Source organism: Azotobacter tropicalis, assembly GCF_059739045.1.
Genome location: NZ_AP046059.1, coordinates 2,090,302 through 2,103,364 on the forward strand (window position 1 = coordinate 2,090,302; position 13,063 = coordinate 2,103,364).

14 protein-coding genes and 1 pseudogene are annotated in these 13,063 nt (G+C 69.4%); 3 read left to right on the top strand and 12 right to left on the bottom strand.

Annotation, left to right across the window (positions count from 1 at the left end; all coding sequences use genetic code 11):
- Positions 1-14 precede the first annotated feature (14 nt).
- The 4 genes from rlmH to Atro_RS09820 are packed head-to-tail and all read right to left on the bottom strand — an operon-like array spanning position 15 to position 2,773.
- Positions 15-482 (bottom strand): 23S rRNA (pseudouridine(1915)-N(3))-methyltransferase RlmH, encoded by a 468-nt coding sequence (gene rlmH / locus Atro_RS09805; RefSeq protein ID WP_497927436.1) that lies wholly within the window; start codon positions 480-482, stop codon positions 15-17.
- A 7-nt stretch (positions 483-489) separates the two neighbouring features.
- Positions 490-843 (bottom strand): ribosome silencing factor, encoded by a 354-nt coding sequence (gene rsfS / locus Atro_RS09810; protein WP_152388627.1) that lies wholly within the window; start codon positions 841-843, stop codon positions 490-492.
- Between the two features lie 20 nt (positions 844-863).
- Entirely contained in the window at positions 864-1,508 is a 645-nt protein-coding gene (gene nadD, locus Atro_RS09815; RefSeq protein ID WP_497927437.1) for a nicotinate-nucleotide adenylyltransferase, read from the bottom strand.
- Positions 1,508-2,773: a glutamate-5-semialdehyde dehydrogenase gene (locus Atro_RS09820; protein ID WP_497927438.1), complete on the bottom strand. Its 1,266-nt coding sequence runs from the start codon at positions 2,771-2,773 to the stop codon at positions 1,508-1,510. Before Atro_RS09820 ends, nadD begins: the two co-directional genes overlap by 1 nt.
- Positions 2,774-2,962: 189 nt before the next feature.
- Between Atro_RS09820 and Atro_RS09825 the strand changes: the two genes are divergently transcribed.
- Positions 2,963-4,282, top strand: a complete 1,320-nt coding sequence (locus Atro_RS09825) for a bifunctional DedA family/phosphatase PAP2 family protein (RefSeq protein ID WP_497927439.1) — start codon at positions 2,963-2,965, stop codon at positions 4,280-4,282.
- A gap of 7 nt (positions 4,283-4,289) precedes the next feature.
- On the opposite strand, the gene Atro_RS09830 is transcribed toward Atro_RS09825, so the two are convergent.
- From Atro_RS09830 to Atro_RS09840, 3 genes are read right to left on the bottom strand one after another with little or no spacing between them, the layout of a single operon-like run.
- Positions 4,290-4,880, bottom strand: coding sequence for an LON peptidase substrate-binding domain-containing protein (locus tag Atro_RS09830; RefSeq protein ID WP_497927440.1), 591 nt, complete (start codon positions 4,878-4,880; stop codon positions 4,290-4,292).
- Between the two features lie 9 nt (positions 4,881-4,889).
- Complete coding sequence (locus Atro_RS09835) at positions 4,890-5,606, bottom strand: LrgB family protein (RefSeq protein ID WP_497927441.1); 717 nt, start codon at positions 5,604-5,606, stop codon at positions 4,890-4,892.
- Entirely contained in the window at positions 5,603-5,965 is a 363-nt protein-coding gene (locus Atro_RS09840; RefSeq protein ID WP_497927442.1) for a CidA/LrgA family protein, read from the bottom strand. The genes Atro_RS09835 and Atro_RS09840 overlap by 4 nt, the downstream gene beginning before the upstream one ends.
- Before the next feature lie 263 nt (positions 5,966-6,228).
- Here Atro_RS09840 and Atro_RS09845 point away from each other — a divergent pair, with 263 nt between their 5' ends.
- Positions 6,229-6,870, top strand: a complete 642-nt coding sequence (locus Atro_RS09845; protein WP_497927443.1) for a Rossmann-fold NAD(P)-binding domain-containing protein — start codon at positions 6,229-6,231, stop codon at positions 6,868-6,870.
- Positions 6,871-6,876: 6 nt separating this feature from the next.
- Here Atro_RS09845 and Atro_RS09850 read toward each other — a convergent pair whose 3' ends face one another.
- Both Atro_RS09850 and ftsH read right to left on the bottom strand, forming a co-directional pair.
- On the bottom strand, positions 6,877-7,062 hold the full coding sequence (locus tag Atro_RS09850) for an oxidoreductase-like domain-containing protein (protein ID WP_497927444.1): 186 nt from the start codon (positions 7,060-7,062) through the stop codon (positions 6,877-6,879).
- Entirely contained in the window at positions 7,059-8,909 is a 1,851-nt protein-coding gene (gene ftsH / locus Atro_RS09855) for an ATP-dependent zinc metalloprotease FtsH (RefSeq protein WP_497927445.1), read from the bottom strand. Before ftsH ends, Atro_RS09850 begins: the two co-directional genes overlap by 4 nt.
- Before the next feature lie 236 nt (positions 8,910-9,145).
- On the opposite strand from ftsH, the gene Atro_RS09860 reads away from it, so the two are divergent.
- Complete coding sequence (locus tag Atro_RS09860; protein ID WP_497927657.1) at positions 9,146-10,708, top strand: sensor domain-containing diguanylate cyclase; 1,563 nt, start codon at positions 9,146-9,148, stop codon at positions 10,706-10,708.
- A 12-nt stretch (positions 10,709-10,720) separates the two neighbouring features.
- On the opposite strand, the gene Atro_RS09865 is transcribed toward Atro_RS09860, so the two are convergent.
- The 3 genes and pseudogenes from Atro_RS09865 to mpl form a co-directional block, all read right to left on the bottom strand.
- Positions 10,721-11,029, bottom strand: a complete 309-nt coding sequence (locus tag Atro_RS09865; protein WP_497927446.1) for a YceK/YidQ family lipoprotein — start codon at positions 11,027-11,029, stop codon at positions 10,721-10,723.
- Complete coding sequence (gene ubiX / locus Atro_RS09870; RefSeq protein WP_497927447.1) at positions 11,007-11,639, bottom strand: flavin prenyltransferase UbiX; 633 nt, start codon at positions 11,637-11,639, stop codon at positions 11,007-11,009. Before ubiX ends, Atro_RS09865 begins: the two co-directional genes overlap by 23 nt.
- Before the next feature lie 2 nt (positions 11,640-11,641).
- Positions 11,642-12,993, bottom strand: a pseudogene (gene mpl, locus Atro_RS09875) (UDP-N-acetylmuramate:L-alanyl-gamma-D-glutamyl-meso-diaminopimelate ligase).
- Between the last annotated feature and the right edge of the window lie 70 nt (positions 12,994-13,063).

Sequence of the window (13,063 nt, forward strand, 5' to 3'; positions counted from 1 at the left end):
TGCGCAAACCGCGGTCACTTGTGATACGGATGCCCGGACAGCAGGGTCCAGGCACGATAGATCTGCTCGCCGACGAGGATGCGGACCAGGGGATGCGGCAGGGTCAGCGGCGACAGCGACCAGCGCTGCTCGCTGCGCGCGCAGACCTCCGGGGCCAACCCTTCCGGGCCGCCGACCATGAGGTTGACGGTGCGCGCGTCGAGCCGCCAGCGCTCCAGCTCGGCGGCCAACTGCTCGGTGCTCCAGGACTTGCCGGTCACCTCGAGGGTGACGATGCGCTCGCCCGCCTGCACCTTGCCGAGCATGGCCTCGCCCTCCTGGCGGATCAGGCGGGCCACGTCGGCATTCTTGCCGCGGGTGTGCAGGGGGATTTCCACCAGTTCGAGGGCCAGCTCGGGCGGCAGGCGCTTGGCGTACTCGTGCCAGCCCTCCTCCACCCAGCGCGGCATGCGCGAACCCACGGCGATCAGGCGCAGACGCACGACGACTTCATTCCTCGCCGTGCTGGGCCCGGCTCTGCTCCGCGCCCTGCCAGAGACGCTCGAGGTCGTAGAACTGACGGGTGGCGACCTGCATCACGTGGACCACCACGTCGCCCAGGTCGAGCAGCGCCCATTCGCCGCCCTCCAGCCCCTCGCTGCCGAGCGGCCGCACGCCCTGCTCCTTGACCTTCTCCAGGACGTTGTCGGCGAGGGATTTCACATGGCGGCTGGAGGTGCCGCTGGCGACCACCATGAAATCGGTGACGCTGGTCTTGCCACGCACATCGATGACGGTGATGTCCTTGGCCTTGAGATCTTCCAGGGCGTCGATCGCCAGCTGGACCAATTGTTCGTTCTGCATGGAGGGCTCGTATGTGATGTTCAGTTCGACGCCGGGTACAACCCGTGCGCATGGATATAGGCCAGTACCGCGTCGGGTACCAGGAAGCGCACCGAGCGGCCGCTGGCCAGACGTTCGCGGATCTTGGTGGCGGACACCTCCAGCGGCGTCTGCCAGACGAAGGCGATGTGCCCGCCCGGTCCGCCGAGGGCCTGGGGATCGCCGACACTGCGCGCCGCCAGCAGGTTGCGCAGGGCCTCCGGCGGCTCGCTGGCGGCATCCGGGCGCTGCAGGACCAGGATGTGGCAGTGGTCGAGCAGCTCCTGCCAGCGATGCCAGCCCGGCAGGCCGCAGAAGGCGTCCCAGCCGAGCAGGAGGAACAGCTGGTCGTCCGCGGCCAGCTCGCTGCGCAGAGACTCCAGGGTGTCAATGGTATAGGACGGCCGCTCGCGGCGAAGTTCACGGTCGTCCACGGTCAAAGGCGGCACGCCGTCGACCGCGCAGCGGACCATCGCCAGGCGGTCGGCCGCCGACACCTGCGGCGACTGCCGGTGCGGCGGGCGGGCGCAGGGAATCAGGCGCAGCTCGTCGAGGCCGAACTGCTCGGCGACCTCGAGGGCACCGCGCAGATGACCGATATGGATGGGGTCGAAGGTGCCGCCGAGGATTCCGATCTTTTTCGCCATCAGCCGCGCACGTGGCCATCGCCGAACACGACGTACTTCTCGCTGGTCAGCCCTTCCAGGCCGACCGGACCGCGGGCGTGCAGCTTGTCGGTGGAGATGCCGATCTCCGCCCCCAGGCCGTACTCGAAGCCGTCGGCGAAGCGCGTCGAGGCGTTGACCATCACCGAGCTGGAGTCCACCTCGGCGAGAAAGCGCCGCGCGTCGGTGAAGCTCTCGGTGACGATGGCGTCGGTGTGGTGCGAACCGTAATGGTTGATGTGGGCGATGGCCTCGTCCAGCGAGTCCACCACGCGCACCGAGAGGATCGGCGCGTTGTACTCGGTGGACCAGTCCTCCTCGCTCGCCTCCAGAGCGCCTGGGCCGAGCAGCTCGCGGCTGCGCGGGCAGCCGCGCAGCTCGACGCCCTTGGCCCGGTAGATCTCGCCGAGCGGCGGCAGCGCGCGGGCGGCGATGCCGGCATGCACCAGCAGCGTCTCCATGGTGTTGCAGGGCGCGAAGCGCTGGGTCTTGGCGTTGTCGGCGACGCGGATCGCCTTGTCGAGGTCGGCGGCGACGTCGATGTAGACGTGGCAGATGCCGTCCAGGTGCTTGATCACCGGCACCTTCGCCTCGCGGCTGACGCGCTCGATCAGGCTCTTGCCGCCGCGCGGCACGATCACGTCGACGAACTCCGGCATGGTGATCAGCGCGCCGACGGCGGCGCGGTCGGTGGTTTCCACCACCTGCACGGCGGCGGCCGGCAGGCCGGCCTCGGCCAGGCCGAGCTGGATGCAGCGGGCGATCGCCTGGTTGGAGTGGATCGCCTCGGAGCCGCCGCGCAGGATGGTGGCGTTGCCGGACTTCAGGCACAGGCTGGCGGCGTCGATGGTCACGTTGGGGCGCGACTCGTAGACGATACCGATCACCCCCAGCGGCACGCGCATCTTGCCGACCTGGATGCCCGAAGGCATGTAGCGCATGTCGCGGATCTCGCCGATCGGGTCGGGCAGCCGGGCGACCTGGCGCAGCCCCTCGATCATCTCGTCGATGCGCGCCGGGGTCAGCGCCAGGCGGTCGAGCATGGCCTCGTCCAGGCCGTTGGCGCGGCCGGCGGCCAGATCCTGCGCATTGGCCGCGGCGAGCGCTTCGCGGGCGGCGTCCAGAGCGGCGGCGGCAGCGTCCAGGGCACGGTTCTTCTGCGCGGTGCTGGTGCGCGCGAGCACCCGCGAGGCTTCACGGGCGGCGCGGCCCAGGCGGGTCATGTAGTCGAGCACGGACTCGGTCATGGTCTCGGGTCTGGCAGTCGGGGAAAGCGGCTGATTATAGCGATACCGCCGCCCTGCGCCCAGCAGGCTCGGGCAGAAGGTCGCGCCGCAGGGCACACCTCCGTGCCGCCGGCGGCGGCTGTTATCATGCGCCTTTTTTGGCGGCACGGAGCCGCCCTCTCACTGGCCCACGACAAGGAGCGCCGCCCGATGAGCGCATGGCTCGACAGCCTGACCGGCTGGCTGACCGCCCACCCCGAATGGCTGGGACTGGCCATCTTCCTGATCGCCTTCGTCGAATGCGTGGCGATACTCGGCATCATCGTTCCCGGCACCGTGCTGATGTTCGCCGTCGCCGCCATGGCCGGCAGCGGCGCCCTGACCCTCGGCGAGACCCTGCTGCTGGGCTATGCCGGCGGCCTGCTCGGCGACGCGATCTCCTACGCGCTGGGCCGGCACTTCCACCAGGGCATCCGGCGCCTGCCGGTACTGCGCGATCATCCGGAATGGCTGGTCAGCGCCGAGGTGTACTTCCAGCGCTACGGCATCGCCAGCCTGCTGGTCGGCCGCTACATCGGCCTGCTGCGGCCGATGCTGCCGATGACCGCCGGCATGCTCGACATGCCGCTGCCGCGCTTCATCGCGGTCAGCCTGCTGGCCGCCGCCGGCTGGGCGGTGGTCTACCTGCTGCCCGGCTGGACCACCGGCGCCGCCCTGCGCCTGCCGCTGCCGGAAGGCTTCTGGCGTGAGGCCGGCGTGGTCGCGGCGGTTCTGGCGGCGGCCATCGGCCTGATCGTCTACGCCAGCCTGCGCCGCCAGCGCTGGGCCACGGCGCTGGCGGCCGGCCTGTGCCTGGCGTCGCTCGCCGCCCTGCTGCTGGGCTGGAGCCATCTGCACGAGCTCGACCAGGGGCTGCTGACGCTGATCCAGGAGCATCGTCACGCCGCCCTGGACCAGGCGATGGTGCTGATCACCCGTCTGGGCGATTTCAAGACCCAGGCGTATGCCGGTACGCTGCTCGGCCTGCTGCTGCTGGCCGTCCGGCAATGGCGCGCGGCGCTGTTCGCCGGCATGGCCCTGCTCGGCACGGCCATGAGCAACGGCGGCCTGAAGCTGCTGTTCGCCCGCGGCCGCCCGGAGATCCTGATCGAGCCGCTGCATACCTACAGCCTGCCCAGCGGACACAGCTCGTCCGCCTTCGCCTTCTGCCTCACCCTGGGCATCCTCGCCGGGCGTGGCCAGACGCCACGGATGCGCCTGACCTGGCTGCTGCTGGCCTGCCTGCCGGCAACGACCATCGCCCTGTCGCGGGTCTACCTGGGCGTGCACTGGCCGACCGACATCATCGCCGGCGCCCTGCTCGCCGGCAGCCTGTGCGCCTTCAGTCTGACCCTGGTGCAATGGAGGACTCCGCTCGAGGGGCTCGGCGCCCGCACCTGGTGGCTGATCCTGCCGCTGTGCCTGGCGCTGCTCGGCGGCATCGCCACCTGGGCGCTGCCGGAAGCCCTGGCGATGTACCGCTATCGTTGAGCCTGCTTCAGGCCGGCGCCTCGCCCTGCAGGCGCTCCAGCAGCTGCTGGATGTGTTCCAGACGTCGGGCCGGCTCGCCCATCGCCAACAGCTTCAGTTTTTCCTCGGCCTCGAACGGCAGCAGGTAGCTCAACTGGTTGGCCAGAGCCTGCTGGTCCGCCGGCGTGCTGGCCATGCCCAGCTCTGCGATCAGCGGATGCTGCGCCAGCGCCTGCAGCAGGGCAGCCAGCTCGGCGTGCTCGGCGGCCAGCGGTGCCGCCTGGACCTCGTGCAGCCAGTCCACTTCGGCGACCGTCAGCTGGTCGCGGCGCACCTCGGCCCGGTTGACGCGAAAACGCCGAGCACCCTCGACGCGGATCTCCAGCACCCCGTCGGGGCGCTGCTGCCAGTCGCGGATCAGCGCCTCGCAGCCGAGCGCAGCGAAGCGGCTGGCCGCCTCGCCGACCTCCTCGCCCTCGAGGATGCACACCACGCCGAAGCCCGTGCCCTGGCGCAGACAGCGGCTGAGCATGTCCAGATAGCGCGCCTCGAAGATCGACAGGTCCAGCCGGCAGCCGGGAAACAGTACGGTGTTCAGGGGAAACAGCGGAAAGTCCATTGCGCCTCCTCAGACGACCATGGCCACGCCCAAGGGCAGCAGGACCGCGGTGAACACCCCCATCAGGCTCATCCCCAGGGCGGCGAAGGCGCCGCACTCCTCGCCCTCCTGCAGGGCCCGCGAGGTGCCCACCGCATGGGAGGTCAGGCCCAGGGCCATGCCCAGCGCGGCCGGATGGCGCACGCCGCAGCGGCGCAGCAGCGCGGGACCGCACACCGCGCCGAGGATGCCGGTGATGAGCACGAACACCGCCGCCAGACCGGCCACGCCGCCGATCTGCTCGGACACCAGCATGGCGATCGGCGAAGTGACCGACTTCGGCGCCAGGGTCATCAGCATCAGCCGCCCGGTGCCGAACAGCCAGGCCAGCCCCACGCCCAGCAGGGTGGTGAACAGGCCGCCGACCAGCAGGGTCGTCACCACCGGCCAGAACAGCAGGCGAATGCGCTTTAGGTTGAGAAACAGCGGCACCGCCAGCGCCACCGTGGCCGGGCCGAGAAATACGGTGAGAATCTTCGCGCCGTCGCGATAGGCGGCGTAATCCACCCCGCAGGCCAGCAGCACGCCAATCACCAGCAGCATCGACACCAGCACCGGCTGCAGGAACACCCAGCGGGTCTTCTCGTAGGCGGCCACCGCCAGCTGGTAAGCGCCGAGCGTGATGCCGAAGGCGAACAGCGGATGCTGCACCAACGCCTGCCAGGAACCCTGCCAATCGAAGCTCATGCGCCCCCCTCCCCGCGTGCCTGACGGTCGATCAAGCGCTGCATCAGCCAGCCGACGAAGGCCAGCGACGCCAGCAGGGACAGCAGCAGCGCTCCGACGATGGACCAGAAATCGGCGGCGATGGCCCCGGCATAGGCCATCATCCCCACCGCCGGCGGCACCAGCAACAGCGGCAGGTAGCGCAGCAGGCTGCCGGCAGCCTCTTGCACCGGCGCGCTCACCTCGCCGCGCCAGACCAGATAGACGAACAACAGCAGCAGGCCGATGATCGGCCCCGGCAGCATGGGCAGACAGAGCGCCTGGATGGCCGTACCGAGCAACTGGAACAACACCAGCCAAGTGAGGCCTCGCAACAACATATCAACCTCCGCGGTCGAGCCGTCTGCCCGGGGCCGCACGGCAACGGGACAGAGGGACGGAAAAGGGCCCATTATAGGCAGGCACAGCGGTCCGCCATAAAGCGCGACAGCCTATCCGGCTCCGCCACGAGGACACCCGGCAGGGACAGGGCCTTTGGGCCACACTACAACTCACCATAACAAACGAAACGGCAGCCCTGGCCGATACACGGAGCGCACTTGCGCCAGCCGCTCGCCCCATCACCTTGCGCGAGGATCGTTCTATGTATCTGACGCCCCAACACATCCTGCTCGCCGGTGCCACCGGCCTGTCCGGCGAGCACCTGCTCGATCGCCTGCTCACCGAACCGACCATCGCCCGGGTGCTGGCTCCCACCCGTCAGGCGCTGTCCGAACATCCGCGCCTGGAAAACCCCCAGGGCCGCCTGGCCGACCTGCTGCCGGAGCTGAGCGGACCGGTCGACACCGCCTTCTGCTGCCTCGGCAGCAATGCCGAGCAGGCCGGCACCCAGGAAGCCTTCCGCACCATCGACCACGACCTCGTCCTGGCCTTCGCCCGCCGCGCCCGCGAGCTGGGCGCCCGCCACCTGCTGGTGATCAGCGCCCAGGGCGCCGATCCGCGCTCGTCGCGCTTCTACTGCCAGGTCAAGGGAGAGATGGAGGACGGCCTCAGGGCCCAGGACTGGCCGCAGCTGACCATCGCCCGGCCGACCCAGTTGCTCGGCCCGCGCCGCGAACTGCGCCTGCTCGACCAGCTGGCCGATCCGCTGCTGCGCCTGACCCCGAGCCATTACCGCGCCATCGATCCCTGCACCCTGGCCCGCGCCCTCTGGCGCCTGGCCCTGGAGGAGGAAGACGGCGTGCGCGTCGTCGAGGCGGAGGAGCTGCACCGGCTGGGGCGCTAGGATGCCCTACTCCGCCGGCTCGGGGGCATGCCGGGCCTGCCACTCGGCCAATGCCCGGGCGTACTCGGCGCGGGCCTCGTGATACTGTTCCCAGACGCAGGACTCGCCGCAGCCGCCCTCGCAGCACTCGCCCTCCAAGGGCGGCTCGGGCGGCTGCGGACAAGCATCGTCGCGCTCGTGGCGATCGCTCATGGTTGCGTCACTCCGGATGGTTCCAGGCTACTACCCTGCGCCTTGCCGACCAGCTCGGCCAACTGCTCGGCGTCGAGGGTCTCCTCTTCCAGCAGGCGCCGGGCGCTGCGCTCGAGCAGTTCGCGGCGCTCCGAGAGCAGCGCCACGGTACGCTGGAAGGCGCGCTCGACGATAGCCTGCACTTCGGCGTCGATGGCCGTCGCGGTGGTTTCGCCGTATTCGTGACGGGGCGGCAGGCCGTACATCTGCTCGACGCCCAGGTAGCTGTGCTGTTCGCGCTCGAGGGTGACGTGGCCGAGGCGCTCGGACATGCCGTAGCGAGTGACCATGGCGCGGGCGATATCGGTGACCTTGGCCAGGTCGTCGGCGGCGCCGGTGGAGAAATGGGAATAGATGACCCACTCCGCCGCGCGGCCGCCGAGCAGCACCGCCATCTTGTTCTCCAGCTCCTCATGGGTCATCAGGAAGCGGTCCTCGGTGGGGCGCTGGATGGTGTAGCCGAGCGCGCCCATACCGCGCGGGATGATCGACACCTTGTGCACCACGTCCATCCCCGGCAGGGCCATGGCCACCAGCGCATGACCCATCTCGTGATGGGCGACGATCTCCCGCTCCTTCGGATTGAGCAGGCGGTTGCGCTTTTCCAGGCCGGCGACGATGCGCTCCACGGCCGCGGTGAAGTCGTCCATACTCACCGCCTCGGCCTGCCGGCGGGTGGCGAGCAGGGCCGCTTCGTTGACCAGGTTGGCCAGGTCGGCACCGGTGAAGCCGGGAGTCAGCGCGGCGATCTGCTGCGGGTCGACATCGGTCGCCAGCCGCGCCCGCTTCAGATGCACCTGGAGGATCTGCACCCGTCCAGCCTTGTCCGGGCGGTCGACCAGCACCTGGCGGTCGAAACGGCCGGCGCGCAGCAGCGCCGGGTCGAGAATCTCCGGACGGTTGGTGGCGGCCAGCAGGACCAGCCCGGTCGAGGTGTCGAAGCCGTCCAGTTCCACCAGCAACTGGTTGAGGGTCTGCTCCTTCTCGTCGTGGCCGCCGCCCAGCGGGCCGACCCCGCGGGCCCGGCCCAGGGCGTCCAGCTCGTCGATGAAGATGATCGCCGGCGCCTGCGCCCGGGCCTGCTCGAACAGGTCGCGGACCCGTGCGGCACCGACGCCGACGAACATCTCGACGAACTCGGAGCCGGAGATGGAGAAGAACGGCACCTTCGCCTCGCCGGCCACCGCCCGCGCCAGCAGGGTCTTGCCGGTGCCCGGCGGGCCGACCAGCAGCACGCCCTTGGGCATGCGCCCGCCGAGGCGGCCGTAGGTCTGCGGGTCCTTGAGGAAGTCGACGATCTCCTTGAGCTCGTCCTTGGCCTCGTCGACCCCGGCCACGTCGGCGAAGGTCACTTTCATGTCGGTCTCGACGTAGACCTTCGCCTTGCTCTTGCCGATCTGCATCATGCCGCCGCCCAGGCCGCCGCCGATGCGCTTGAGCAGGAACAGCCAGAGGCTGAAGAAGATCAGCGCCGGCAGGGTCCAGGACAGCAGGTCGCGCAGCAGGGTGCTCTCGATCTTGCCGGCATAGCGCACCGGGTACTGTTGCAGGTGCTCGGCCAGCTGCGGCTCGATGCGGATGGCCGCGAAGCGGGTCTGCCCGCCGGGCAGCGGCTCCTTGAGCTTGCCCTCGATCTGCCGGTCGGTGACCGCCAGCTCCTCGACCCGCCCCTCCTTCAGGTACTGCTCGAACTCGCTGTAGGGAATCTGCGCCACCTGCTGCTGCTCGGTGAGCAGGCTCTGGATGAGCACGAACCCCAGCACGGCGAGGAACCAGTAGCCGATATGAAACTGCGCCTGTTGCTTCACTATGCCTCCCATGAATATCCGCCCGCTTCCCGCGGACCTCGCCCGCGCATTATCTGCGCAGTCGACGGAAAGCGGGCAAGCCGGACAACATTTCTGACCTTTGCATTATCGGCCCGGATCGATAATGGCCATATGCTACGCAGCCGACGGCGCGGTACGGATCCCTCGCCGCCCTCCCTTTCACAGGAATCGATGCCAGACCCGCACGGAAGGGGGACGGCCTGCCCTTGCCAGACATGCCCATGCGTATCCACACCCGGCTCGACCTCCGCCGCCTGATTCTTCTGCTCAGCCTGACGGTCGCCCTGCTCAGCTTCTTCAACAGCTTCTACGCCAGCTACCAGACCCAGCGCGACCTGCTGATCCGCCACACCCTGGAGGCCAACCGCGTCTACGCCGCCAAGCTGCGCCTGAGTGCCGAGAAGCTGCTCGGCACCATGCATCAGGAGCTGGCCTACAGCGCCGACCAGCTGAAGGGCCGCATGGATCAGCCGGAACGCACGGCCGGCGAGACCGAGCGCCTGATCCGCCAGAATCGCCATTTCAATTCGGCCTTCGTCATCCGCCACGACGGTAAGGTACTGGCTGCCTCGCCCGAGGGCCTCGGCCTGCTCGGCAAGATGCTCGACACCGCCGGTGCCAGAGAAGCCCTGGAAAAGCGCCGCCCGCTGATCAGCGACCCCTACATCAGTGCCAAAAACAGGCTGGTGGTATTCATCTCGCAGCCGATCTTCGCCACCGACGGCAGCTACCAGGGCTATATCGGCGGCAGCCTCTACCTGCAGCACGAGAACATCCTGCACAGCCTGCTCGGCGAGCATTTCTATCAGGACGGCTCCTATCTCTATGTGGTCGACCGCAATCGCCGGCTGATCTACCACCAGGATCAGGGGCGGGTCGGCGAGATCGCCACCGGCAATCCGGTGGTCGAGCGGGTGATCCGCGGCGAGGCGGGAAGCCAGGCGCTGACCAACTCCCGGGGCATCGAGATGCTCGCCGGCTTCGCCCCGGTGGCGGCGAGCGGCTGGGGCATCGTCGCCCAGCGGCCTCTGGATCTCGCCTTGGCGGAACTGGACGGTCTGATGCTGAACATCCTGTACCTGTCCCTGCCGCTGCTGCTGCTGTCGCTGGGCGGCATCTGGTGGCTCTCGCAGCTGATCTCGCGACCGCTCTGGCAACTGGCGAGAAGCGCCCAGCAATGGGACACCGAAGCGTCTCCGGAGCAGGTACGCCACGTGCGCGCCTGGTACTTCGAGGCCGACCAGCTCAAGCGTGCGATACTCGCCAGCCTGGCGCAGATCCATCAGCGCCTCGGCCGGCTCAGCCAGGAAAGCCTCACCGACCCGCTGACCGGGCTCAGCAACCGCCGCGGCCTGCAGGCCCAGCTGGAGCAGTGGCAGCAGCAACGCCAGCCCTTCGCGATCATCACCCTCGACATCGACCACTTCAAGCAGGTCAACGACAACCACGGGCACGAGTTCGGCGATCGTGTGCTGCAATATCTCGCCCAGCAGATGCGCGACTGCTCGCGGGCCAGCGACCTGCTTTGCCGCAGCGGCGGCGAGGAGTTCCTCATGCTCCTGCCGGGCGCCAGCCTGGAGGCTGCCCGCCAGGTCGCCGAGCGGGTCCGGATCAGGATGGGCACGACCTGCTACGACGACTGTCCGAGTATCACCGTCTCGGCCGGTGTGGCGCACTGGCCGGACAGTGCCGCCAGCGTCGAGACGGTTCTCCAGCGCGCCGATGCCGCCCTCTACCGGGCCAAGCGCGCCGGGCGGAACCGGGTGGAGATGGCCTGAGCCCCGTCCGGCTCAGAGGCCGCCGGACACGCTCAGCGCCACTCCCAGCTCGGCGGCCAGGGTGAACGGCAGGAACAGGGTGTCGAGCAGGGCGCTGGCGGGCAGGTCGAGGGCCGGATAGCCGGGCGGCTCGGCACCGAAGTGGTCGACCGGGCAGCAGCCGCCGCGGATCGCATACCAGTCCAGGCGGGTGCCCGAGTAGACCAGCGGCGCATCGGGCTTGGCGGCGTTCAGGGTCCGAAAGGTGGCGCAGCCGCTCAGCGCGAGCGCGGCCAGCAGCAGCAGGCCGCGGCCAGCGTCACGCCTCGCTGCTCGCCACATGATGCTCGCCCCAGCGCGGCAGCATGTCCTGCGGGATGTCCAGCAGGTTGAGGATGCGCGCCACCACGAAGTCGACCAGATCGTCGAGGCTCTGCGGCTGGTGGTAGAAGCCCGGCGAGGCTGGCAGGATGATGGCGCCGAGGTTCGACAGCTTGAGCATGTTCTCCAGGTGGATGGTCGAGTACGGCGCCTCGCGCGGCACCAGGATCAGCTGGCGGCGCTCCTTGAGGGCCACGTCGGCGGCGCGCTCGATCAGGTTGTTGCAGGCGCCGCTGGCGATCGCCGACAGGCTGCCGGTGGAGCACGGCACCACCACCATGGCGTTCGGCGCGCTGGAGCCGGAGGCCGGCGGCGCCAGCCAGTCCTCCTGGCCGAACACGCGGATCTGTCCCGGCGCCGCGCCGGTGTATTCGCTGAGGAAGGCCTGCATCGCCTGCGGCTTGGCCGGCAGGGTGACGTCGGTTTCGGTGGCGATCACCAGCTGCGCCGCCTTGGAGATCAGGAAGTGCACCTCGCGCTCCTCCTGCACCAGGCAGTCGAGCAGGCGCAGGCCGTACTGGGCGCCGGAGGCGCCGGTCATCGCCAGGGTGACGCGTTGCGGTCCGGCCATGCTCAGTCCTCCAGGGCCTTGGCCAGCTTGCCGTGCAGGCCGCCGAAACCGCCGTTGCTCATGACCACCACCTGGGTGCCGGGCGCCGCCTGGCTCGCGACCCGCGCGATGATCGCCTCCAGCGAGTCGCAGACCACCGCCGGCACCGAGCAGGCGGCGGCAGTGGCAGCCAGGTCCCAACCGAGGTTCGGCGGCGCGTACCAGACCACCTGGTCGGCCTGGGCCACCGACTCCGGCAGGCCGTCGCGGTGGGCGCCGAGCTTCATGGAATTGGAGCGCGGCTCGATCACCGCGATGATCGGCGCCTCGCCGACCCGCTTGCGCAACCCGTCGAGGGTGGTGGCGATGGCCGTCGGGTGGTGGGCGAAATCGTCGTAGATGGTGATACCCCTCACCTCGGCGACTTTCTCCATGCGCCGCTTGACGCTCAGGAAGCTGGCCAGCGCGGCGATGCCCTGCTCCGCGACCACCCCCACGTGACGCGCCGCAGCCAGGGCGGCCAGGGCGTTGGCGACGTTGTGCCGGCCGGTCAGTTCCCAGTCGACCACGCCCTGCACGGCGCCCTCGAACAGCACCTCGAAGCGCGAGCCGTCCTCGGCCAGCAGGCGCGCCTGCCACTGGCCGCCCTCCCGGTGGTCTGCACCGGCGTCCAGCGGCCCATGGCGAGCACCCGCTCGATGGCCTGCTCGGTGGTCGGGTGGACGATCAGTCCCTGGCTGGGGATGGTCCGCACCAGATGGTGGAACTGCCGCTCGATGGCCGCGAGGTCCGGAAAGATGTCCGCGTGGTCGAATTCCAGGTTGTTGAGGATGGCGGTCCGCGGCCGGTAGTGGACGAACTTCGAGCGCTTGTCGAAGAAGGCGCTGTCGTACTCGTCGGCCTCGACCACGAAGAACGGCGTGCCGCCCAGGCGCGCCGAAACGGCGAAGTTCTGCGGCACCCCGCCGATCAGGAACCCCGGGCTCATCCCGGCATGCTCCAGTATCCAGGCCAGCATGCTGCTGGTGGTGGTCTTGCCGTGGGTGCCGGCCACCGCCAGCACCCAACGGCCCTGCAGCACGTGGTCGGCCAGCCACTGCGGGCCGGAGACGTAGGGCAGGCCCTGGTTCAGCACGTACTCGACCGCCGGGTTGCCGCGCGACAGGGCGTTGCCGACCACCACCAGGTCCGGCGCCGGGTCCAGGTGCTCGGGCCGATAGCCCTGCATCAGCTCGATGCCCTGGGCCTCCAGCTGGGTGCTCATGGGCGGGTAGACGTTGGCGTCGGAGCCGGTGACCCGGTGGCCGAGTTCCTTGGCGAGCACGGCCAGCGAGCCCATGAAGGTGCCGCAGATGCCGAGTATGTGGATGTGCATGAATGGGTCCTGGCCTGAAAAGCGATGCGCGGCAGGTTAGCACAGCGCCCGGCGCCGCAGCAGGCGGCCG

Excerpts from the sequence above, each read along its gene's own strand:
- Atro_RS09825 (WP_497927439.1), top strand. The coding sequence starts at position 2,963 with ATGAGCGCATGGCTCGACAGCCTGACCGGCTGGCTGACCGCCCACCCC.
- rsfS (WP_152388627.1), bottom strand. The coding sequence starts at position 843 with ATGCAGAACGAACAATTGGTCCAGCTGGCGATCGACGCCCTGGAAGAT.
- Atro_RS09835 (WP_497927441.1), bottom strand. The coding sequence starts at position 5,606 with ATGAGCTTCGATTGGCAGGGTTCCTGGCAGGCGTTGGTGCAGCATCCG.
- Atro_RS09865 (WP_497927446.1), bottom strand. The coding sequence starts at position 11,029 with ATGTGGCGAGCAGCGAGGCGTGACGCTGGCCGCGGCCTGCTGCTGCTG.
- nadD (WP_497927437.1), bottom strand. The coding sequence starts at position 1,508 with ATGGCGAAAAAGATCGGAATCCTCGGCGGCACCTTCGACCCCATCCAT.
- Atro_RS09820 (WP_497927438.1), bottom strand. The coding sequence starts at position 2,773 with ATGACCGAGTCCGTGCTCGACTACATGACCCGCCTGGGCCGCGCCGCC.
- Atro_RS09840 (WP_497927442.1), bottom strand. The coding sequence starts at position 5,965 with ATGTTGTTGCGAGGCCTCACTTGGCTGGTGTTGTTCCAGTTGCTCGGT.
- Atro_RS09845 (WP_497927443.1), top strand. The coding sequence starts at position 6,229 with ATGTATCTGACGCCCCAACACATCCTGCTCGCCGGTGCCACCGGCCTG.
- Atro_RS09830 (WP_497927440.1), bottom strand. The coding sequence starts at position 4,880 with ATGGACTTTCCGCTGTTTCCCCTGAACACCGTACTGTTTCCCGGCTGC.
- Atro_RS09860 (WP_497927657.1), top strand. The coding sequence starts at position 9,146 with ATGCCCATGCGTATCCACACCCGGCTCGACCTCCGCCGCCTGATTCTT.
- Atro_RS09850 (WP_497927444.1), bottom strand. The coding sequence starts at position 7,062 with ATGAGCGATCGCCACGAGCGCGACGATGCTTGTCCGCAGCCGCCCGAG.
- ubiX (WP_497927447.1), bottom strand. The coding sequence starts at position 11,639 with ATGGCCGGACCGCAACGCGTCACCCTGGCGATGACCGGCGCCTCCGGC.